Here is a 21,766-nt window from a genome sequence, read left to right as displayed (position 1 = left end):
ATGTTTAGCCCATCTTCCCTCATTCAGAGTCCGGACCATGAGCGACAATCTGCTGAGCATCCCTTGCACCACTATCACGGGTGAGCAAAAGACCCTGGCCGATTACGCCGGCAAGGCCGTGCTGGTGGTCAACACCGCCAGCAAATGCGGATTCACTCCGCAGTACAAAGGCCTTGAAGAGTTGTGGCAGACCTATAAGGATCAAGGTCTGGTGGTCCTAGGCTTTCCGTGCAATCAGTTCGGCAAGCAGGAGCCGGGCAATGAAGGGGCGATCTCCGAGTTCTGCGAGCTGAATTTCGGTGTCAGTTTCCCGTTGTTCAAAAAGATCGAAGTCAACGGCGCCGGGGCTCACCCGCTTTTTGTGCAGCTGAAAAAGCGCGCCCCGGGCGTACTCGGTTCCCAGGGCATCAAGTGGAACTTCACCAAGTTCCTGATCGGCAAGGACGGTAAGCTGGTCAAGCGCTTCGCTCCCGCGACCAAGCCGCAGGACCTGAGCCGCGAGATCGAAGCCCTGCTCAAATGAACACGTTGTCAGTCGATTCGCTCAAGCTCGACAGTCAGCTGTGTTTCAAGCTGTACGCTGCGTCGCGGGCGGTGATCCGTGCCTACAAGCCGATGCTCGATCAACTCGGCCTGACCTACCCGCAGTACCTGGCGATGCTGGTGTTGTGGGAATGGCAGGAAGCGGCTCCAGAACAGCCGACGGTCAAGGCGCTGGGTGAGCGTCTGGCGCTGGACTCCGGCACTCTGACGCCGCTGCTCAAGCGTCTTGAGCAGCTGCAACTGGTGCAGCGCCAGCGTTCGGCGCGCGATGAGCGCGAAGTGCACTTGAGCCTGTCACCAGCTGGCAAGGCATTGCGCGATCAGGTCGGGCCGCTCAAGGCTCGCCTGTTGTGTGACAGCGGCGTGGATCTGGATCGCCTGAGCGATTTGCGCGAGGGCCTGGATCACCTGTTGGGGCAAATCAAAGCACTGTCGTAGTCGGTATCCACAAGTCGAGCAGGGTGGCCAACTCTTCCCGGCGGAAGGGCTTGGCCAGGTAGTCGCTCATGCCCGCTGCGCGGCAGCGTTCGCGTTCCTCGGACATGGCGTTGGCAGTCAGGGCGACAATGGGTAATTCTGGCCAGCGCCCGCTGCGACGGATCTGCCGACTGGCTTCATAGCCGTCCATCACCGGCATGTTGCAGTCCATCAACACCAGGTCGAATTCACTTTGCTCGAGCTGATCCAGCGCTTCAGCGCCATGAGCGGCGACGACCACCTCGCAACCGAGCTTTCCAAGCATGCCCTTCGCCACCAGTTGATTGACCGGGTTGTCTTCCACCAACAGGACGCGCCCGCGTTTCAGGGCGGTGAGTGCTGCGACCCGGGCGCCGTTGATCAGGTTGGTTTCCGGCTGCAAAATTCGCCGCAATGTCTGGTAAAGCGCATTGCGCGCCAGAGGGCGCGCCTGCTGTTGCAAGGGCGCCAGGGCGCTCGCTTGTTCGCTCGGCATGAAATTGCCGTAGGCGGTCACCAGCAGAATCGGGGCATCCAGAGTAGGGCGCAGGCGGAACAGGCATTCGGGGCAGTCAGTAATCAGTACGTCGCAGTTCAGACCGATCAACGAGTCATCAATGGAACGCTGTTGATAGTCGAGTCCCCAGCCGGGCAACAGTTTTTTCAACAGTTCGGCCAAGCCGCTGCTGGCGGCAGTGATCGCGATAACCTTGCCGGGCAAAGGTACCGGCGGCATGGCCCGGGTGTGTGAGGGCAATGGCAGGTCGGCGCAGAACTGGCTGCCGAAGCCCGCTTCAGAGCTGATGGTCAGACGCCCCTGCATGGCTTCGCAGAGGTTGTAGGTCAGCGCCAGACCCAGACCGGTGCCGCCGAACTGACGGGTGATGCCAGCACCTGCCTGCGTAAAGGGTTGGAAAATCTTGACCTGGGCATCCTGGGCGATCCCGATCCCGGTGTCGCATACTTCAATGCGTACGCCGTCCTCGAACGTGGAAAGACGCACGTCGACGCGACCGAAGCGGGTGAACTTGAGGGCGTTGGACAACAGGTTGCTGACGATCTGCCGGACCCGGGTCGGATCCCCCATAACCAGCGCCGGAAAGTACGGATCGATCAGGCATGTCAGTTCGACGCTGGGCGCGGCGTTCTGCGACAACAGGTTGGCGGTGTCTTCGATCAGCGAGCCGAGATCGAAGGGGATGTGTTCGAGTTCGAGCTGGCCGGCATCGAACTTCGACAGGTCGAGGATATCGTTGAGCAGTTCCACCAGCACTTTGCCCGAGTCATGGGCGATGGACAGCTGTTGCTGTTGCTCGGCATTGAGCGGGCCGTCCAGCGAGAGTGCGATCATACCCAGCAAGCCGTTGAGCGGCGTGCGGATTTCATGGCTCATGTTCGCCAGGAACGCCGCACGCGCCTCGGCCATGTCCAGCGCGGTGCTGCGGGCGACTTCCAGTTCCTCATTGGATTGACTGAGCCTGGCGTTGATCGCCTTGAGTTCGGCGGTGCGGGCCGAGACGATGTTTTCCAGTTGCCCTAAATAGTCGGTGAGCCTATTTTCCGCGTTGCGTCGTTGCTGAATCTCGGTGGCAATGTTTTCGAACTGTTGATTGGCCACACTGACCAGGACGCCAATTTCATCGTTGGAGTGCCCGGCCGGGCATTCCAGTGAAGTAGGCTCCGCGCTGCGCGGATCGCGACCACTGAGTTCACGGATGACCCGCACCAGTGGCTTGGTCAGCATGACGTAGAACAATGCGAGCAAAATGCCGGTCAGGATCAGGCTGCGGGCGAAACCGTTGAGCAATGTCACTTCGGCGCGGCGCAGGAAGCGGCTGCCAAAGGCGTATGTATCGACTTGCAGCTGCAAGGTGCCCAATGATTCGTTCGGCAAGTGGTCGAGGTAAAGGCGGTCTTCAAATTGGCGGTTGGCGCCGAACAGGAAGTCGCTGATCATCCGGTAATTGTTTTGCATGGCCGGGCGTTTGACGCTGGCCAGCACTGTATTGTTGTTGTCGGTCAGTTTCGCGTTGATGATCGCCGGCGAGCGCAGCAGGCCCATGGTCAGTTCCTGGGCGAGTTCAGCGTCGATGTTGTAAGCGATACGCGATGCCGGGTTATGGCTGATTTCCAGCAAAGACAGTATTTCGCGGTTGATGGAAGCGTCTTCACTGGCATAATCGATGCCAATTTGCAGCAGGCTGAGCAGCGTGCCCAGAATGAATCCGACAAGCACAGTAAGCCTGGCTTGCTTGTATGACAGCCGCTGGGTGAACTTGATATCCATGGGGTGTTGAACCACTTCCGTTTCCCTTCGCTGCTCAAGCATAGTCGATCATGCATCGATACCGATGTTCTCGCGAGCCCTTGCATAACAAGGGATGCGCCGAACCCCGAACGCTGTGTTTCTTCGTTGTAATGCCATCATCACTGTGAACGTGCCCGAGGAGAAGACGTGGATTCCCGATTGAATGCTTTTCTTGAACGCGCCGATGCCGTTCTGGCCCGTATCGAGCCACTGCTGCCTGCGCCTCGGCAAGCCATCGACTGGACGCATTGCCTGGCCGCACGCTGGCAGCGTGAGGGGCGCAGCGGTTTTCTGTTGCCACTGCAAGTAAGCCTCGACACGCGCTTGTCCGACCTGATCGGTGTCGACCGCCAAGTGGAACAATTGGGGCGCAATACCCAGCAATTCCTCGACGGCATGCCCGCCAACCACGCCTTGCTGTGGGGCTCGCGCGGCACCGGTAAATCGTCGCTGGTGCGCGCCTTGCTGGCCGAGCACGCTCACGCCGGCTTGCGATTGATCGAGATCGAGCGCGATCACCTGGCGGATCTGCCGCGAGTGGTCGAACAGATTGCCAGGTTGCCCCAGCGTTTTGTGTTGTTTTGCGATGACCTGTCGTTCGAGTCGGGCGAGGGCGACTATCGCGTGCTCAAGAGCGTGCTCGACGGCTCGCTTGAACAGGCGCCGGATAACGTTTTGCTGTACGCCACCTCCAACCGTCGCCACCTGGTGCCGGAAAAGGAAAGCGATAACGAAAACTGGAAAAGGGTCGACGGCGAATTGCATCCCAGCGAGGCGGTGGAAGACAAGATCGCGCTGTCGGACCGTTTTGGATTGTGGCTGTCGTTCTATCCATTTACTCAAGAGCATTTCCTCAACGTCGTCGAACACTGGATCGGGCAATTGGCCGATAAAGCGGGCCTGGCGTGGCAGCGTGACGAACAACTGGACATCCTCGCGGTGCGCTGGGCCACGGGCCGAGGCAATCGCAACGGACGTTGCGCGTATCAATTTGCCCGCTATTGGGTCGGGCTGAAGTTGTTGGAGCAAAAAGCATGATCGATTTACAGAAGAGCGGCCAAGGCCTGGATGGTTACGGCATGTTGTGGGCGCAGTTGGAGTCGTTGCTGGCCGATGAGCGTGATTTTATCGCGAACGCAGCGCAGTTCTCGGCATTTCTGTTCAACCAGCTCGACGACCTGAACTGGGCCGGTTTCTACCTCAATCGCAACGATGAGCTGGTGCTGGGACCGTTTCAGGGGCAGATCGCTTGTGTACGGATTCCGTTCGGTCGCGGCGTATGCGGAACCGCTGCATCCACCTTGCAGACCCAGCGTGTGGAAGACGTGCACGCATTTGCCGGGCATATCGCGTGCGACAGTGCCTCCAATAGCGAACTCGTCGTGCCGCTGGTCAAGGACGGTCGCCTGATCGGTGTGCTGGACCTGGACAGCCCGAAGCTGGCGCGTTTTACCGTTGAAGATCAGGCCGGTATCGAGCAGCTGGCGGCGATTTTTCTGCGTCTGACCGATTGTTGATTATCCTTTCAAGCCTGCCTTTAGCAGCAGGCTTGAAGGGTCGACCGTGTCGATTTGCTGCGGGTCGAGGAAGCGCTCGGCGTACTGCTTATAGATGCCGGCGTTGATGAACAATCCAAACAACTCCGGATCGATATGGGCGTCACGGCACATGGTGGCCATGATGCCCAGCGCTTCGCTCAGGGTCTTGGCCTTCTTGTAGGGCCGATCGGCGGCGGTCAGTGCCTCGAAAATATCGGCAATCGCCATCATCCGCGCCGGCAGGCTCATTTCTTCACGCTTCAACTGTTTGGGATAACCGGTGCCGTCCATTTTCTCGTGGTGGCCGCCAGCTATTTCCGCGACATTCTGGAGGTGGCCAGGGAAGGGCAGGTGGCTGAGCATCAGGATCGTCTGCACCATGTGGTGGTTGATGATGTAGCGCTCCTCGCGGGTCAGCGTGCCTCGGGTGATGCTCAGGTTATAGAGCTCGCCCCGGTTGTATTTGTAACGCGGTACATCCAGTTTGAAGCCCCATGGGTTGTCCGGTGGAATCAGTTCGCTTTCGGCACGTTCGAACAGGTGCTCGGGTTTGTCCGCCAACAAGGGCTCACTGACAGGCAAGGTCGGCGCCGGGGTTCGTGCCTGGCGACGATTTTCTTCCCAGGACACACCCAGACGGTCATCCAGGGTTCGGGTCCAGGTCCGTTGGGCAATGCTGCGCAGGCGTTGCAGATCAGCTTCGACCATGGCCTCGCCGCCCAGATTGCAACGGGCGACAAAGGCGAAATCATCATCGAGCGCCGCCAGTGTGGTATTGCGCAATTCAGCCAGAGCCTGCTCGTCACCGCCAGAAGCGATGGCCTGCCAATAGGCGATCCAGGCATCGCGCTTGAGCACTTCGAAACGGGTACGAACCTCGTGAATGCGGTCGTTCAGGGTTTCCAGTTTGGTGGCCTTGTCGACCACGTACTCTGGTGTGGTGACCTTGCCGCAGTCGTGCAGCCAGGCTGCAATGTGCAGCGCCTCCCATTCGTCTTCGGTGGGTTGATAGCCGCTGAAGGCCGGTTCCTGGCTGTCAGCGGCAGCCTGGGCGAGCATCAGCGTCAGTGCCGGGACTCGCTGGCAATGACCGCCGGTGTAAGGGCTTTTGGAATCGATCGCGCCAGCGAGCAATTGAATGAATGAATCCAACAGCTGTTTCTGTTTGGCTTGCAGACGCTGACTCTCAATGCTCACGGCCGCCGCGCCGGAAACAGCCTGGAGAAACGCAATGCGATCCGGGCGGAGTTTGTCCAGGTCACTTGGCGTGCCGCTGTCGGCCAACAGCAGAATAAGCAAGCCCACGGTTTCGTTGTGTCGATTGTGCAAACGGATGCCGATCAGGTGAACCCGGGGACATTCCAGCGCGAGCAAGACTTTTTGCAGATCCCCCGCCTGTTCGAAACCCAGTCTGGTCACGACATTGTCGGCATTCGACAGCGACTGCATCCACTGAGGGCTCCGCGGGTCGTGAAGGTCGTGACCTTCAACAGCGAACGACGGCAATGCCTGTGACGTGTCGTTGATGACCAGGCCATGGGGCTCCATGCGATCGCTATCACGCTCGCGCAGGTAAATGAGACCCGCCTGGGCTTGCCCGATCTTCACGGTTTCAAACAGCACCCGTTGCAGCAAGGGCTCGAAACGGGTCTCGGCGCTCAGGCTGTCGGTAATCTGGAAAAAACTCCCCAGGGTGTCCTTCATCCGCGCCATCGAAACGCTCAGTTGGTCGACCTCGAGCACCGGCGAGCGATGGCCGACGGGAAAATTGAAATTGAAACTGCGCACAGCATCGGCTTCCTGCACCAGCGCACGCAGTGGCTTGACCAGGATTCTTGAGATCAGCCATCCCACCGGCAGGCACAACAGCAACGTCGTCAGGGTAATCAGCGCACCTTGCCAGCGCATGCGGTAGGCATCGACGAGCAATTCGTCCTCGGGCACCAGCAGCGCCAGTTGCAGTCCCTGGGGGCCGCCTTCCTGCATGCTGCTCCGCGCCACGATCCATTGACGGCCTGCGGCGTGCAGGCGCTTGCCGGTCGATGGGTGGGCGAGCAGGGCACTGAGACCGGGGCTCAGGTCGGCTGCCTTGATCAGGCGGGCGGTCTGGTCGTCGACGATCAGTTTGCTGCTGTCGGGGTAGGCAATCGCGTTGCCCTGGGCATCGAACAGTACGATTTCGGTATGGGGGGTGACCACATGCTTGGCCAGGGTTGCCGATAATTCGGCCAGCGTCAGGTCGGCACCGATCACTGCGTCTTCGCCACTGCGCCGGGCCAGGGTGGTGCCGATGTTGTGGGTGGAGAAAAAAATGTAGGGTTCTGTGGTGATCTGGCCCTCGTCGCCGCGCGCGCTGGGAAACCAGGCCCGAGTGCGCGGATCGAAGGTTTCGTCGGGATTGTCCTGGCGGCCGAGCAGGCTCAGGGATTGATCAAAAAACAATGATTGGGAGCGGGGTTGACCACCGTTAACGTCGTGTTCGATGCTCCAGACTTGATACGCCGCTGTATCCGGCGCCTTCAAGGCTGTCTTCAGGGCCGTGGTTCGCAGGGGCCGAACCATGAAAAAGTCGCCGTTGCTGTAGCCCAGATACAACGATGCCAGATTGGGATTGTCTTTGAGCGATTGGCTGAACGGCTTGAGCAATGCCAGGCGCTGCTCCAGATCCGGCGCCTGAGTCGCCGGGTAGTCCACCAGCAGGCTTAGCAAATGGCGAATGGGTTCATAGGTGCCTTGCAGGTCCAGGCGGACATCCTGCTCGATGCGGTTGAAGAGCTTTTCGCTGCTGGAAAGAATGATCTGAGTGGTCTGCCCGTAGTGGAAAATGCCCAGCACCACACCGGTCAGCAACAGCAGGAAGGTGAACATCACACTGATGTGAACGTGCAGGGGAAACCGACGTTCGGGGCGCAGTGGGCTGGGCATTGCGGTCTCTCCATGATGTTTAACACACTGCTCAGCGTCCAAGCATAGTTAAGGCTCCGTCGTTCTGCCTTTGTCGTTTTGCGCTATTTGCTGTTGCAAGGCATGCTCCAGTTCGTGCATGGCACGCTCCATGGCTTTGACGCAGTGAGCCACTTCATCGTGGTGAAACGCCGTGTGGCAGGCGGTTTCGAGCGCCTCGCAGCTGTCGATCAATCGGCAGGCCTGGACGATGCGCGCGGCACCCTTGATTTTATGGGCAACGTCGATGAATGACTGTCGGCCTTGTGAAGGGGCCAAGGCTTGCAACTCTTGCCGGTCCAGGCGGTTGCTGTTCAGTAGCTCGGACAACAATCGCTGGTCCAGGATCGGATTGCCCCCCGTCAACAGGTGCAGACCTTCCAGGCTGAAAGCCGGATCGCGGACCGTCGGTGCCCTTCCTTCGACCCACTGACTCAACGCGGTCAGACTAAGTGGTTTAAACAGGCAGTCGTCCATCCCGGCGTGTTTGCAGCGCTGAATTTCCTCCAGCTGCGCGTTGGCGGTGAACCCCAGAATGGTGCATGGCCTGGCCAGGGTTTGTTGTTCGTGTTGGCGAATGGAGCGAGCCAGTTCGTATCCATTCATGAGGGGCATGTTGCAGTCGGCAATCACCAGGTCAAACGCTCCGTCCTTCCACGCTTGCAGTCCCGCCTCGCCATCCGGTGCAGCGCTGAAGCGATGCCCCAGGAACTCCAGTTGCTGGCACATGAGCAAGCGATTGGCCGGATGATCATCGACCACCAGGACGTTCAACGCAGCCTGGGTGGTGTGGATCTGCGGGGCAGCGGCTTCGGGCGCCTGTCTGGGCGGTAGCGTTGCAAGGTGCAACGAGACCTGGACCTGAGTGCCAACACCGCTCTGGCTGCTCAATTGCAGGCTGCCGCCCATCATTTCGCACAGGTTGCGACTGATCACCAGGCCCAGACCTGCACCACCTCTGGCCGATTGCTCCGAATGATCAGCCTGGGCAAAAGGCTCGAACAGACGCTGTTGATCCTGTTCGCTGATCCCCATCCCGCTGTCCTGAACCTGTAACTGCAGCAGGACCCTGTCGGCGTCATCGGTGGGATGCAACTCGACCACGATCCTGATCTGACCCTGCTCGGTAAACTTGATGGCGTTGCTCACCAGGTTGGACAGCACCTGCTTGAAGCGCATCGGGTCCAGCAGGACGTCGCAGGGCGGGTTGCCAGGATCGAAGTCAAGCAGCAGGACCAGATTTTTCTGGCGCGCCAGACCGTCGAAAATACGAACGACCGATATCACCGTTTCACTCAGGTTGACGCGTTCCGGGCTCAGGCTCAAACGTCCGGATTCGATTCGCGCAATGTCCAGAATGTCCCCGATCAGCTCCAGTAACTCTTTGGCCGAGTGATAGGCCACCTCAATGCCCGGACGATCGCAATGGTTGTGATCGATGCGTTTGAGGGTGAGCTCAAGCATGCCGATAATCGCGTTCATCGGCGTGCGGATCTCATGACTCATGGTGGCCAGAAAGGTACTTTTGGCGCGGCTGGCCTCATCTGCACGCTCTTTGGCAGCCCGCAGGTCGTCGAACAGTTGTCGTCGATCGCTGATATCGATCCAGCCGCCGATAACGCCTTGAACCTCGCCGGTAGAGTCCCGGTAGGGAAGAATCCAATGATAAATCGTCAGCATGCGGTCACCGATGTGCAGTGGCCGGTCGAGAATCAGCGGCCTGCCTTCGGCCACGACGCGCTGGTAATCCGCTTGATACGCTCGCGCTTCGGAGGTGTTGTTCATGCTGCCCTGCGTGACATTCTTGCCCATCACGTCTTCGCGTTTCACGCCAAACGTTTCCAGGTAACTGTCGTTGCAGCTTTGCAGCAGGCCTTGGCGATCACGCACGTAGATCGGATGAGGCGTGCCATTGACCAGCGATCGCATGAATTCGAGTTGATCGTTCAGCGCCAGTTCGGCGGCTTGGCGCTGACGGATCTGGCGACGCATGTAAGCATTCCAGGTGACGGAAATCAGTAGCAGCACGCCGACGCCGATAACGATCTGATAGAACACTCGATGATAGTTGCGCCAGGTTTGCGAGACCGACGAGTAGCCTCGCCAACGGCTATTGATAATGCCCAGTTCTTCCGGCGTGATGCTCAGCAGCGCCTTGTCGAGGATCGAGTTCAATTCGTTGTCGTCGTGTCTGGTTGCCAGGGAGAACGCGGCTTGCTGGGTGCCAATGGTGGTGCTGATCTGGAGGGTGTTTTCGAAGATTCTGGAGGAGATGAAATAGTTGGCGATCACCAGTGAGTTCACGGCACCTTCAGCCTGGCCCTCGGCGAGCATTTCCACGGCACTGAAGGCGTCCGGGGTTTCTATCAGGTGGATACCGGGGAAGTCGCGACGAAGGTAATTCACCAGTGGATTGCCTTGGGCAATCGCCAGGCGCTTGCCTGACAGCTGCATCAGCGTGGTGGGGCTGCCAGCCGCCTTGCGCGTCAGCAGGACAATCGAGTTTTGCAGATAGGGGCGGCTGAAGTTCAGCTCCGTTTCCCGTTGCGTGCTTGGCAGCAGGGCGGCGATGAGGTCGGCCCGATGGCTGCTGACCTGCTCGATCATCTCGTCATCGTTGCGGCTGCGATGAATCTCGAAGCGCAAACCGGTGCGCAACCTGATCAGTTCGAGCAAGTCTGCGGTAACGCCTCGAAAGTTGGCGTCGCTGTCGAAAAAAGTCAGCGGTGCGTATGCCTCGTTGACCACGACGCGCACCACAGGATGTTGCGCCAGCCAGCCCTCTTCGCGGTGGGTGAGCTGCAACTTCTGATCGGTGAGCAGGATGTCACTGCCGGCACTCCAGCGTTTGGCGATGTTTTCCCGTTCATTGGCAGGGATGGCTTTGAGTATCGCGTTGATGATCTCAAGCAGTTGCGGGTTGTCTTTGTGCACGGCAAAGCTGAATCCATGGGCCTCGTGTTTACCGAAGTTGGCCATGCGGATGTTGTTCAGATAACCCTTGTTGATCATGTAGTGGGTTGAAATCGTATCGCCGAGGAACACATCGGCCTGGCCGAAGGCCACCGCATTGATTGCATTCTGGTAGGAGGGGTAGGCGGTGATGATCGCCTTCGGATACAAAGCTTTGACCTCTTCCAGCGGTAGATAGTGGTACACCATGCTCAGGCGCAGCCCGGCCAGGCCATCGCTCAGGGATCGGCTCTCTCCTTCGCGTGTCACCAGAACCGGTTGATCCACGGCATAGGGTGTGGAAAGCACAATATCGGCATTGCGAGCCTCAAAACCGTTGGCGCTACCGAGCAGGTCGACCTCGCCTTTTTCCAGTGCCTGGATCGCATCTCCCCGGGACGCGTAACGCTGAACCTTGACGGGTAACCCGATGGTCTGGCCCAGGATGCCCGCGTAGTCGGCGGTAAAACCTTCATAGTCGCAGCCACTGGCGGTCAGGTCGAAAGGAGGGTAATCGGGGGCAGACGTGCCCAGAATCAATTCACGCTTATTGTTAACCCATTGGTGTTGGGAATTATCCAGTTGGACTTCCATGTTCCCGATCATTGAACGACTGAGCAAGGTGAAGGCCTTGCTGGCGGTCGGCGCGGCTGGCGCTGAGGTGCTCAGGCATAAACCCACCGTCATCAATAGTAAATAATCCTTTAAACGACTGGGCATCCGGTCTCTCACACTAATGCGTTGCGTTTTGCCATATCAATAAGTTCAACGAGCGACTTGGCTTTGAGTTTTTGCATGAGGCGTTTTTTGTAGGTGCTGACGGTCTTGTTGCTCAGGAACATGCCCTTGGCAATTTCCTTGTTGGTGCGGCCTTGGGCAAAAAGTTGCAATACCATTAATTCCCGGTCGTTGACTGATTTGAATAACTCAAGGTCGGCGTATCGAATGTCATCACTTCGAACCGGGTTCAAGGCCTGGCTTGGGAAATAGTTGTAACCTGATAGTACCGCTTTGATTGCACTCACCAGTTCACTGAGATCCTCTTGTTTGCAAACATACCCTGACGCGCCGGATTGCATGCAGCGAATACCGAAAAGCGTCGGGCATTGTGCCGTTAACACTAGTGTTTTAAGGGGGGTACTCATGGCGTTGAATCGGGAGAGAACTTCCAGCCCATCCAGCTTGGGAATGCTGATGTCGAGAATGACCAGGTCGGGCATGCATTCACGCACCATCTGCATGGCGTCGACCCCGTTGTCCGTTTCGCCGACAACTTTGTAACCTTCGTGTTCGAGCAACATTCGGACTGCAAGACGGATGACGGGGTGATCGTCGACAATAAAAACGGAGTTCATAATCAGATCCCATACGAGCTCAAATAAAGCGCGCACCTTAGCTCAGATAGTTGAGGGGGCGCATGAACTGACTGGGCGATAGCAGCAATATAGGACAAATCCTACAAAGGAAGAAGAATCAGACTACGTATCAACTAGGTTCTGCATGAGGACTAGTGAAAGAGTTGCAGAAGTGTCTGCGTCGCTGGAGAACTGAGTTAGTCGTCTTGTTATTGTTGAATATAGTCTATGTTTGTTGGCGTGGTTTTACAGTGAGGCCAAGGTCAACAAGTTTCTAAAGTCTGATTGTTTCAATGGTTTTATCAAGTAGCCCAATAACGGTAGTCTGTGTTCGCAGGCCACTCTTTCAAGTTCGTCCAGTTCAATGGATGTCAGGCTGCTCAGCAGTATCGCTTGCCTGATCATTCCCCTCTGGCTCGCCAGTTCGATCAACTCCAGGCCGGGAAGATCGGGCAGGCATTGATCGCACAGGAGAATGTCGAAGGGGTGCGATGCATCGAACATCTGCTGCAAGGCGGATTCGGCGCTGTCAGTGGCGGTGAGTTGGGTGAAGCCGTAACTCTCAAGCAGATATTGGGTCGCCCTGAGCTGAAAGGGATGGTCTTCCACCAGCAGGATGCGCCAATCGTTTTTGAACTCAGGATTTTTCATACTTCATCTGTCGGGCAGAGAGGGCGCCCATTATTTCGCGATTCGCCCGTGCAATCGATCAGTCCGCTCTGTACAGGGTGTAGGGCAATTCGTTTGACGTTGAAGTGCGGGTGACTGTCGATCAGCCGTCGCCAGTCGTGACGGCTGATCGAAAGGTTCTCACCCGTGGCTGGCGCGACCGGTCATTTCCAGTGCCATTTCACTGGCATAGCTGTCGGTCATGCCGGCAATGAAGTCGATCATTCTCAGGAACGAGTTGTGTAAAGGACCATGAGGATCAGGCGCATTGTTGCCCAGCAGGTCCAGGATGCGGCGGCTCTTGAAGGACGGCGTCCGGCCGTTGTGTTGTTCCAGTGCCGCACCACAGAACGCGTTGAGCAGGATTTCCAGCGTGGTGTAAGCGCCGATTTCATGCAGTGTCTTGCGCTTGTCCTGGAAGATCTTTTTGCGCGCCATGTCTTTGGCATTCAAGACGCAACGTTTGGCCGGCCCGTGCATGTGTTCCACCAGGTCGCCGGTCAGCGTGCCAGCCAGCAGCGCGTCCTGTTGCTCGACGAAAGCCCGGGCTGCGGCATTGGTCAGGTGCTCGATGGCTTTGCCTCGCAGGATTGCCAATTTGCGACGACGCGAATCCAGTGGCCCCAATTGGCGATAGGTTTGCGGAAGATCGTCGCCCACCAGGTCAAGGAGCAGCGACTCGACCTCGGCGTACTCAAGCAGATCCATCTCCAGACCATCTTCCAGATCGATCAGCGCGTAACAGATGTCATCGGCAGCTTCCATCAAGTACACCAGCGGATGTCGCGCCCAGCGCTGTTCCTCCAGTTGGGGAAGACCGAGTTTCTGAGCAATCTGCTCCAACAGTCCAAGCTCGCTCTGGTAGCAGCCGAACTTGTGTTTTTTGTAGCCCAGTGAGTCGGCGTGTTTTGCCGTCCATGGGTACTTCAGGTAAGTGCCCAGGGTGGCATAGGTCAGTCGGGTGCCGCCGTCGAACTGGTGGTATTCCAGTTGGGTGAGCACCCGAAAACCTTGAGCGTTGCCTTCGAAATTAAGGAAGTCGTCACGTTCGACCTCGCTCATGGCGTCCAGCCAGCCCCGGCCTGCGGCTTGCTGGAACCAGTGACGAATCGCGTCTTCGCCGGAATGACCGAAGGGCGGATTGCCGATGTCGTGGGCAAGACAGGCCGATTGCACCACCATCCCCAGATCGCTCGGTTCGCACCAGTCAGGCAAGGCGCCGCGTATGGTTTCACCGACTCGCATGCCCAGGGATCGACCCACACAACTGACTTCCAGCGAGTGAGTCAGGCGTGTGTGGATATGATCGTTGCTGGAGACTGGATGAACCTGGGTCTTGCGCCCGAGGCGGCGAAAAGCCCCCGAGAAAATAATGCGGTCGTGGTCTTTGTGGAAAGGGCTGCGGCCGAGTTCTTCAGGGCTGTGCAGCGGCTTTCCGAGGCGTTCGCGGGTAAGCAGGGTTTGCCAATCCAAGGCTGGGCTCTCCGTCAGGTGACTGATGCTCTAGCTTCGGGGTTCCCGCCTGTGCCCGCAAGTGGAACTAGAGCCCGGCAGCGTCGATGTCGATGAGCAGCAGTCGCTCGCCGTTGTCAAAAAATTGCCCGGCGGTAAGGCAGTACTGATTGCTGGTGGCATCGCGGTAGGTGCTCGAGAGTGTCAGGCGCCGTTCTTCCCAGCCTTCGGCCAGCAAGTGATAAAAGTAAGGACGCCATGACCAGTTGTGACCCAGGTAGCGGTTATCGGCCTCCCAGCCGTTGTTGCGCCATTCCAGATTGGGCGTCAGCTGCGTGCCATGGCGGTCGCATTGATAGAAGCGCAACAGCCAGGGAAATGCGTCCAGTTGTGGCAAGGCGCTCAGCGGTGCACGGGCCTGGGCCCAGACTTGCAGAATGGCCATCAACTCGCAGAGTTGCTGGCGCATGGTATTCAGTCGGCTGCGTTCGTCCAGCTTCTGTTGAACATAGCGTTGGCGCAGTTGTGCGAAATGCTCGACGAAGGCATTGGAAGCGAAAAAGTCCGCTTGCGCCCGGGCAAACAGAAAACCCTGCACATAGCGTGAGCCGCACTCGAGGGCAAAATTCAGTTGGGCTTCGGTTTCCACGCCTTCGGCGATGATCCAGCAACCGGTTTTCTCGGCCATTTGCGCCAGTGCCTTCACCACGTCACTGCTGGGACCGCCCAATGCCGCAGCCTGGAACAGCCGCATGTCGAGCTTGAGAATGTCCGGCTGCAGGGCCAATACGCGATCGAGCTGAGAGTAGCCGGCACCGAAGTCATCGATGGCGATCCGTGCGCCGGCCTGTCGGTAGCGGGCCACGACATCGGCCAGACGCTGAATGTCGCCCCCAAGCTCGGTGATTTCGAAGACGATGCGTTGCGGGTCGACATCGTGCCTGACCAATTGCTTGAGGCTCGGTAGCGCCTGGTTCGGCCGCAAGCGGTTGATCCATCGGGGTGAAATGTTCAGGCTCAGAAACCAGTCCGCAGGCGCTTCATGCAGGCGGCTCAGGGCGTTGTCGCGAATCTGGCGATCAAGACGACGCAGGGCAACGGCGGGCGTTCGCGGGTCCGCAAACAGCGGTCCCACCGAGGCAAGTTGACCGTCGGGTTGTCGAAGTCGACCCAGCGCTTCGACACCCGCGATACGGCCCGTAGCGGTATCGATGAACGGCTGAAAGCAGGCGAGCGGTTGCCCGTCGATCACGAGGCCTCCTTAGTAAGGTCTTGTTTTTGGATAAACCTGCTCACCGGATAGGCACACAGGATTGAACCTCTCGATAAAGAGGTTAATCCCGGTGGTATTGCAAGAATGCAGCCAGATAAAGACTGTTCAGTCTTTGCGCGGAGAGTTTTGCAGGACGAGCTTGATCAATGGCCCAAGCGAGGTGCCCAGGCGAACCAGTCGAGTCAGGCTGCTCACACCACCGCTCTTGGCACCTTTGCCGGTCAGAAACCCGAGCAATGTCACGGCCGCCATGCCCCACAGCGGGGCGTGCTTGATGCCGAAGCCGTCCTGCAGGTTTTGCGTCATCCCGCGTACTCGCTGCAAGGGCAGCAGCAGTTGCGCCGATTCGTGGCGAATTTCCTGGCGATGCATTTCCATGCGCAGACGGATCAACGCCTTGCGCATTTCGGTGCGGGAGCTGTTATGGGGAAGTTCAGGCAGGCTCATGGCAGCAGGCGCTCCCGATCGTTGGCCAATTCTTCCAGGGTGCCGTGGAAGGGTGAGGACTCATCGAAAATGGCTGCCTTCAGGCGCATGGCACAGAAGATCGCCGCGAGCGTATAGAACACGCAGAGCCCGATGATCGCCGGCAAGCGGTAAGTGTCCCAGAACAGGATCAACACCAGCGTCGACAACCCCACCAGCAACAGCAAGGCAAAGACCAGCGCCAGGCCTGCGAACAGCAGCAGGCTTACGGTGCGCGCTTTTTGTTCCTGCAACTCGATGCCGAACAGTTCGACATGGCTGTGCAACAGTCCAAGGAAAGCGGCACCCAAGCGCCGCGATGAAGCGCTTGTGCCCGTCGCGGACGAGCTGGATTCACCGATAGCCATAATTAGCGCCGAGTAGCCAGCAGGCCAATCAGGAAGCCGACGCCCGCTGCGATCCCGACCGATTGCCATGGATTGGTTTGAACATAGTCTTCGGCAGCGGTGACGGCTGCCTGGCCGCGTTCGCGCAGGGAATCTTCGGTCAGCTTCAGGGTTTCGCGGGCGCGCAGCAGGCTGTCGTGAATCTGGCTGCGCAACTCGTCGGCCTGATCGCCAGCCAGCGTAGCGGTGTGCTCCAGCAACCGTTCGGTGTCGCTGACCAGTGTTTGAAAATCGTTCATCAGGATTTCTTGAGCAGTCTTTGCTTTGATGCTGGCCATTGATGATCTCCGTAAGTGGCTTCTGAAACGTTCGAGTATGAGCCCAGTGTGAAGGTTCAGTACAAATGAGTGGTACAACTTTTGCTATGTGATGGTGCGTTAATCCGTGCCACTGCGCTGTTGCCGGGCATGATTTCAGCAAAACCCTAACTCAAACAAACAAAACTCGCGTGAAGGTGACGACCTTGTGCGCCAAAGCGGTTCATCGCGACCACGCGTTGATCATGGCGAGCCGCAACTTGGTGCACGAACGACTCTGCGCGAACCGCTTTGGTGCTTTTTTAGCCTTCAGGTCTGCCAACTCCATGGAAAATCTGCAAAGCGCTGTGGACAGTCTGGTCCATAGCTCCAATACGTTGTTCATCCTCATCGGCGCGGTCATGGTGCTGGCCATGCACGCCGGTTTTGCCTTTCTTGAAGTCGGCACGGTTCGACAGAAAAACCAGGTCAATGCCTTGTCGAAGATCCTCAGCGACTTCGCCATTTCGACCCTGGCCTACTTCTTTATAGGCTATTGGATTTCCTATGGGGTCACCTTCCTTCAGCCGGCGGCGGTCATTAACGCCGATCATGGCTACGCACTGGTGAAGTTTTTCTTTCTGCTGACCTTTGCCGCCGCCATTCCCGCGATTATTTCCGGGGGCATTGCCGAGCGCGCCAGGTTTGTCCCGCAGCTGTGTGCCACGGCGCTGATCGTGGCATTCATCTATCCGTTCTTCGAGGGCATGGTGTGGAATGGCAATTTCGGCTTGCAAGCCTGGTTGCTGGCGCGTTTTGGCGCCAGCTTCCATGATTTCGCAGGTTCTGTAGTCGTCCATGCCATGGGCGGCTGGCTGGCGCTCGCGGCCGTGTTGTTGCTCGGGCCACGGCAAGGGCGTTATCGCGAAGGGCGGCTGGTGGCGTTTGCTCCCTCGAGCATTCCCTTTCTCGCGCTGGGCTCGTGGATTCTGATTGTCGGCTGGTTCGGCTTCAACGTCATGAGTGCGCAGACACTGCAAGGCGTCAGCGGTTTGGTAGCGGTCAATTCGTTGATGGCCATGGTCGGCGGCACGATGGCGGCGTTGATCGTCGGGCGCAATGACCCAGGGTTTTTGCACAATGGTCCATTGGCCGGGTTGGTGGCGATCTGTGCAGGTTCGGACCTGATGCACCCGGTCGGCGCACTGGTGACGGGTATCATCGCAGGCGCGTTGTTTGTCTGGTGCTTCACCGCGGCTCAAGTCAAATGGCGTATCGATGATGTGCTGGGTGTCTGGCCGTTGCATGGATTGTGCGGTGTCTGGGGCGGGATCGCTTGCGGCATTTTTGGCCAGAGCGCATTGGGTGGCTTGGGAGGCGTTAGCCTGATCAGCCAGTTGATCGGCACCGCTCTGGGGATCGTCGTGGCGTTGGCCGGCGGCTTTACGGTGTATGGCGTGATCAAGGCGTTCCATGGTCTGCGTCTTAGCCAGGAAGAGGAGTATTACGGCGCGGACTTGTCGGTGCACAAGATCGGTGCCGTAAGCCAGGACTGACTCACTGTTCTTCATCGTCGTCGGCTCCAGGATAAAAGCCGTGCAGCAGGCGATAACGATCATGGCGTATCTGGTCAGCCCGTTCCTGGACCTGGTGGGCGGGCAACCCCAGCATGATCAGTGCGTGGGAGGCCAGCATCAGGCTCGACTCCAGCAACTCAGGGACGACTTCACTGGCGCCGGCCGCTTTCAACTCGGTCAGCTGACTGTCGTCCCGGGTGCGTACCAGGATAGGAATCGTCGAGTTCAAGCGGCGAGCCTCCTTGAGAATCAGCAGCGCTATGTCGCTCTGGTCCACGGCGATCACCAGCAGTTTTGCGCGCGCCAGGCCTACCGCGAGCAGCAGTTCACCGCGGCGTGAATCGCCGTAATGCACGCAGCTTTCATTGACTGCGGCCTCCTGGACACGCACCGGATCGGTGTCCAGCGCAACGTAGGGTTGTTTGGCGTTGCGTAGGGCTCGGCCGATCGACTGACCGACGCGACCATAGCCACAAATCACCACATGGTTGTGCAAGTCGGCAGTGAGCGCGCTGATTTGCGCCAGTTTTACTTCTTCGTTCGGTTTGCGATGCAGGCGTGTCGCGAGGTGGGGCGCGGCGCGCAGCAATAATGGAGTGACCAGCATCGAGCAGAATGTCGCAGCCAGCAAAAGACCGCCGAAATCGGCGGGCATCATTTTGTTTTGCTGCATCTGTGCCATCAGCGCAAAGCAGAACTCGCCGCCCTGAGCCAATGCCAGACCACTGCGCCAAGCGGTTTCTCCATCGCTGCCGCGCCATTTGACCAGCAACGCAACGACCGTGCCCTTGATCGCCAGCAACCCAAGTGTCAGTCCAAGGATCGCCAGGCCGTGACTGGCAAACAACTTCAAGTCGATCAACATGCCGATACTGACGAAAAACACCCCGAGGAGAATGTCGCGGAATGGCCGGATATCGGCCTCGATCTGATGCCGATAATGGCTTTCCCCCAGCAGCATGCCGGCCAGAAATGCGCCCAGGGCCGGGGAGAGACCGAGCAAGTGAGTCAGCCAGGCAGTAAGCAAAACGATGACCAGCGCCAGCAGCACGAAAAGTTCGGGTGAGCGGGCGGCGGCGACTTCATGAAACAGGCGGGGCAGCAGCCAGCGGCTGGCCAGCAGCAGGCCGATAAACAGCACAATCGTCTTGCCCAGTGTCAGGGGCAAAGCCCAGTACCAGGCCTGGTCGCTGTTGCCGGCGAACACCGGCACCAGGGTCAGCAGCAACACTGCGACCACATCCTGGAACAGCAGCACGGCGATGGCATTCTGGCCGTGACTGCTGAAAATCTCGCCAAGGCTGCTCAGCTCTTTGCTGACAATCGCCGTTGAGGACAGCGAAAGGCCAGCGCCCAGTAACAGAGCTGGGGTGGTCGGCATGCCAAGCGACATCAGCAAGGCACCCAGCACCGCCCCCGTACCGAGTACTTGCAGGCTGCCCAGACCAAACACGACTTGGCGCAGCGCGATCATTTTCGACAGGGAAAACTCCAGCCCGAGGGAGAACAACAGGAACACCACACCCAGTTCGGCAAGGTCTGGCAGCTCTTCGCTTTCATTCACCCAGTTGAACGCCGTCGGCCCGATCATCAACCCCACGCACAGATAGCCGAGCACCGGTGGCAACCGCAGGCGCTGGAACAGTGCAATCACCACCAGTGAGGAGGCGAAGATGATCAACAGGTTGGCGAACACAAAAAACTCCGGTGCTGGGTTCTGGCTATTCAAGCGTAGAACTAAAAGAAACCTGAGCATCGCGTAAATGACATTTATGGCGACTGATATGAATCAGGGTTTTGCCGGTGTCATGGTGATTTGTGCGCCAAGACCAGAAGATTCAATGGCTCGACGGCTTTTGGGGGCAGGCCTAGAATAGTCATTTAATCTCTTAGGTTGAGCGCTCATGCCTCCTGAATGTCAGCTGTTCGGTACTCTTGGGTGCCATCTCTGTGAAGTCGCCGAAGCCGAGCTGATGCCGTTTGTCGAACATGGTCTGCTGGTTGAATTGGTGGATATCGCTGAAAGCGAAAGCTGGTTTGAAGCCTACAGCCTGCGTATTCCGGTGTTGCGTCGGATCGATACCGGGGCTGAGCTGGGCTGGCCATTCAGTGCCGATGAGGTGGTAGCGTTCCTGAGTTAATTGGTTTTTGCGACCTCACTTACCCGTCTGTCGAACTTTGCGATGGATCCCCTTGGCTTAATCGGTCCTCTTCGGATACTGTATGCGCATACAGCTATTCGTTTGTCTGACGGCGACTCCTGATTTTCTGGGGGGAGAGTCGGTTCGGGGCATGAGAGGGATTCATCGTGGTCAATGTCGAGCAATTGAAAAACAGCGTGAACAAGATGTCGGTCGATGTTGTACGCGAGGCTGTCCTCGAGTTGCGTCTGGACGGTCTGGTCACGGAAGGAAAAACTCCGTTCAACAAGCTGCATTTCAATACCTGTTTCGCCGAAATCGAGGCGTTGTTCCAGCGTGCGGGTTATCACCGGCAGCTGGATGTCGTGGGTTATCAGGGGTTGTTGTATGCGCTTTATGACCCTGGTCGCTGGGAAGCGGTTGATGTGCTGCGCTGGCTCAAGGAGTTCACTGAGGCCGCAGCGCGTACGCAGATACCGGCGTGAGGATTCTCTTCTAGGTGTGATCGGGCCAGTGCGGGATAATGCCGTCCTGCATTAAGGGTCAGAGCTTTCGTATGTCCACTTCATCTTTTTCTGCTGCACACCACCAGGCCAGCACGCTTTATTTGCCGCCGGGGCCGTGGCAGACCGTCCTCGATTGTTTGTGCGAACATTTCAGTGCAATCGGTCGTGAACAATGGCTGGCCCGAATTGCACGCGGCCGTGTGCTTGACGCGCAAGGGATGCCGATCGCACTTGATCTGCGTTACAAGGAAGGACTGCGGATTCACTATTTTCGTGAGGTCCCGGACGAAAAAGAGATTCCGGTGGTCGAGTCGATCCTGTACGCCGACGAACACCTGGTGGTGGCGGACAAACCGCATTTTCTGCCAGTGACTCCGGCTGGCGAGTATGTAGAGCAGACGTTGTTGCGACGGCTGATCCGTCGACTGGATAACCCGCATCTGGTGCCCTTGCACCGCATCGACCGGCATACCGCAGGGTTGGTGCTGTTTTCAGCGAACCCTCAGAGCCGTTCGGCTTACCAGTCATTGTTTCCTACACGACAAATCGAAAAACGCTACGAAGCAATTGCCCCGGCATTACCTGAGCTTTCGTTTCCACTGGTTCATAAAAGCCGGATGATCGATGGCGAGCCGTTCTTTCGCATGCAGGAAGGTCCGGGCGTCAGCAACACCGAGACAGCCGTCGAGGTCAGGGAGAGGAACGGTGACCTCTGGCGCTATGGGCTTTATCCCGTGACCGGCAAGAAACATCAGTTGCGGGTGCACATGACCGCGCTGGGCGCCAGTATCTGCAACGATCCGTTCTATCCACAGGTACTCAAGGATATTGAGGACGACTACGCCAATCCCTTGAAATTGCTGGCGCAGGGTTTACGGTTTTTGGACCCGGTCACCGGGCTTGAGCGTGAATTCGAAAGCGCCATCACCCTGCAATGGTGATAGC

The 21,766-nt window shown here is 58.0% G+C and carries 19 protein-coding genes; 8 read left to right on the top strand and 11 right to left on the bottom strand.

All coding sequences use genetic code 11. From position 1 onward, the window contains the following. Window positions 1-37 precede the first annotated feature (37 nt). Window positions 38-523, top strand: a complete 486-nt coding sequence (locus tag K5K95_RS32570; RefSeq protein WP_222587859.1) for a glutathione peroxidase — start codon at window positions 38-40, stop codon at window positions 521-523. Beyond that, window positions 520-981 (top strand): MarR family winged helix-turn-helix transcriptional regulator, encoded by a 462-nt coding sequence (locus K5K95_RS32565; protein ID WP_222587858.1) that lies wholly within the window; start codon window positions 520-522, stop codon window positions 979-981. The genes K5K95_RS32570 and K5K95_RS32565 overlap by 4 nt, the downstream gene beginning before the upstream one ends. Here K5K95_RS32565 and K5K95_RS32560 read toward each other — a convergent pair. Continuing rightward, entirely contained in the window at window positions 965-3,286 is a 2,322-nt protein-coding gene (locus K5K95_RS32560; protein ID WP_222587857.1) for a response regulator, read from the bottom strand. The two genes, K5K95_RS32565 and K5K95_RS32560, sit on opposite strands and share 17 nt — an antisense overlap. Before the next feature lie 168 nt (window positions 3,287-3,454). Here K5K95_RS32560 and K5K95_RS32555 point away from each other — a divergent pair, with 168 nt between their 5' ends. Together K5K95_RS32555 and K5K95_RS32550 are read left to right on the top strand one after the other, a co-directional pair. Continuing rightward, window positions 3,455-4,345, top strand: coding sequence for an ATP-binding protein (locus tag K5K95_RS32555; protein ID WP_222587856.1), 891 nt, complete (start codon window positions 3,455-3,457; stop codon window positions 4,343-4,345). Then, on the top strand, window positions 4,342-4,824 hold the full coding sequence (locus tag K5K95_RS32550) for a GAF domain-containing protein (RefSeq protein ID WP_090186394.1): 483 nt from the start codon (window positions 4,342-4,344) through the stop codon (window positions 4,822-4,824). Before K5K95_RS32555 ends, K5K95_RS32550 begins: the two co-directional genes overlap by 4 nt. Here the strand turns inward: K5K95_RS32550 and K5K95_RS32545 are convergent, their stop codons facing one another. The 9 genes from K5K95_RS32545 to K5K95_RS32505 form a co-directional block, all read right to left on the bottom strand. Beyond that, complete coding sequence (locus tag K5K95_RS32545; protein ID WP_222587855.1) at window positions 4,825-7,770, bottom strand: HD domain-containing phosphohydrolase; 2,946 nt, start codon at window positions 7,768-7,770, stop codon at window positions 4,825-4,827. A 48-nt stretch (window positions 7,771-7,818) separates the two neighbouring features. Continuing rightward, window positions 7,819-11,460 (bottom strand): transporter substrate-binding domain-containing protein, encoded by a 3,642-nt coding sequence (locus K5K95_RS32540; protein WP_222587854.1) that lies wholly within the window; start codon window positions 11,458-11,460, stop codon window positions 7,819-7,821. 8 nt (window positions 11,461-11,468) lie between these two features. Beyond that, window positions 11,469-12,095: a response regulator transcription factor gene (locus K5K95_RS32535; RefSeq protein ID WP_090186388.1), complete on the bottom strand. Its 627-nt coding sequence runs from the start codon at window positions 12,093-12,095 to the stop codon at window positions 11,469-11,471. Window positions 12,096-12,341: 246 nt separating this feature from the next. Beyond that, a complete protein-coding gene (locus K5K95_RS32530; RefSeq protein WP_222587853.1) occupies window positions 12,342-12,746 on the bottom strand; it encodes a response regulator in 405 nt (134 codons plus the stop codon). Window positions 12,747-12,905: 159 nt separating this feature from the next. Continuing rightward, window positions 12,906-14,237 (bottom strand): deoxyguanosinetriphosphate triphosphohydrolase, encoded by a 1,332-nt coding sequence (locus K5K95_RS32525; RefSeq protein ID WP_222587852.1) that lies wholly within the window; start codon window positions 14,235-14,237, stop codon window positions 12,906-12,908. Between the two features lie 67 nt (window positions 14,238-14,304). Continuing rightward, window positions 14,305-15,468, bottom strand: coding sequence for an EAL domain-containing protein (locus K5K95_RS32520; RefSeq protein WP_222587851.1), 1,164 nt, complete (start codon window positions 15,466-15,468; stop codon window positions 14,305-14,307). Between the two features lie 126 nt (window positions 15,469-15,594). Beyond that, the gene (locus K5K95_RS32515) at window positions 15,595-15,936 is read right to left on the bottom strand and encodes a hypothetical protein (RefSeq protein ID WP_222587850.1); all 342 of its coding nucleotides are present in this window, start codon (window positions 15,934-15,936) and stop codon (window positions 15,595-15,597) included. Next, window positions 15,933-16,322: a phage holin family protein gene (locus tag K5K95_RS32510; RefSeq protein ID WP_222587849.1), complete on the bottom strand. Its 390-nt coding sequence runs from the start codon at window positions 16,320-16,322 to the stop codon at window positions 15,933-15,935. Before K5K95_RS32510 ends, K5K95_RS32515 begins: the two co-directional genes overlap by 4 nt. A gap of 2 nt (window positions 16,323-16,324) precedes the next feature. Beyond that, window positions 16,325-16,639, bottom strand: a complete 315-nt coding sequence (locus K5K95_RS32505; RefSeq protein ID WP_109633587.1) for a YqjD family protein — start codon at window positions 16,637-16,639, stop codon at window positions 16,325-16,327. A 305-nt stretch (window positions 16,640-16,944) separates the two neighbouring features. Between K5K95_RS32505 and K5K95_RS32500 the strand changes: the two genes are divergently transcribed. After that, window positions 16,945-18,153 carry an ammonium transporter gene (locus tag K5K95_RS32500; protein ID WP_222587848.1) on the top strand — a complete coding sequence of 403 codons (1,209 nt, stop codon included), beginning with the start codon at window positions 16,945-16,947 and terminating at the stop codon, window positions 18,151-18,153. 1 nt (window position 18,154) lies between these two features. On the opposite strand, the gene K5K95_RS32495 is transcribed toward K5K95_RS32500, so the two are convergent. Then, complete coding sequence (locus K5K95_RS32495; protein WP_222587847.1) at window positions 18,155-19,870, bottom strand: cation:proton antiporter; 1,716 nt, start codon at window positions 19,868-19,870, stop codon at window positions 18,155-18,157. Window positions 19,871-20,078: 208 nt separating this feature from the next. On the opposite strand from K5K95_RS32495, the gene K5K95_RS32490 reads away from it, so the two are divergent. From K5K95_RS32490 to K5K95_RS32480, 3 genes are all read left to right on the top strand, one after another. Continuing rightward, window positions 20,079-20,315, top strand: a complete 237-nt coding sequence (locus K5K95_RS32490; RefSeq protein ID WP_222587846.1) for a glutaredoxin family protein — start codon at window positions 20,079-20,081, stop codon at window positions 20,313-20,315. A 167-nt stretch (window positions 20,316-20,482) separates the two neighbouring features. Then, window positions 20,483-20,800: a transcriptional regulator gene (locus K5K95_RS32485; protein WP_208669291.1), complete on the top strand. Its 318-nt coding sequence runs from the start codon at window positions 20,483-20,485 to the stop codon at window positions 20,798-20,800. A 71-nt stretch (window positions 20,801-20,871) separates the two neighbouring features. Further along, the gene (locus K5K95_RS32480) at window positions 20,872-21,762 is read left to right on the top strand and encodes a pseudouridine synthase (RefSeq protein WP_222587845.1); all 891 of its coding nucleotides are present in this window, start codon (window positions 20,872-20,874) and stop codon (window positions 21,760-21,762) included. Window positions 21,763-21,766: the final 4 nt, after the last annotated feature.

This window comes from Pseudomonas sp. DR48, assembly GCF_019823085.1.
GTDB lineage: Bacteria > Pseudomonadota > Gammaproteobacteria > Pseudomonadales > Pseudomonadaceae > Aquipseudomonas.
The sequence above is the reverse complement of the archived record's forward strand: the minus strand, read 5'-3'. Positions and strand labels throughout refer to the sequence as shown.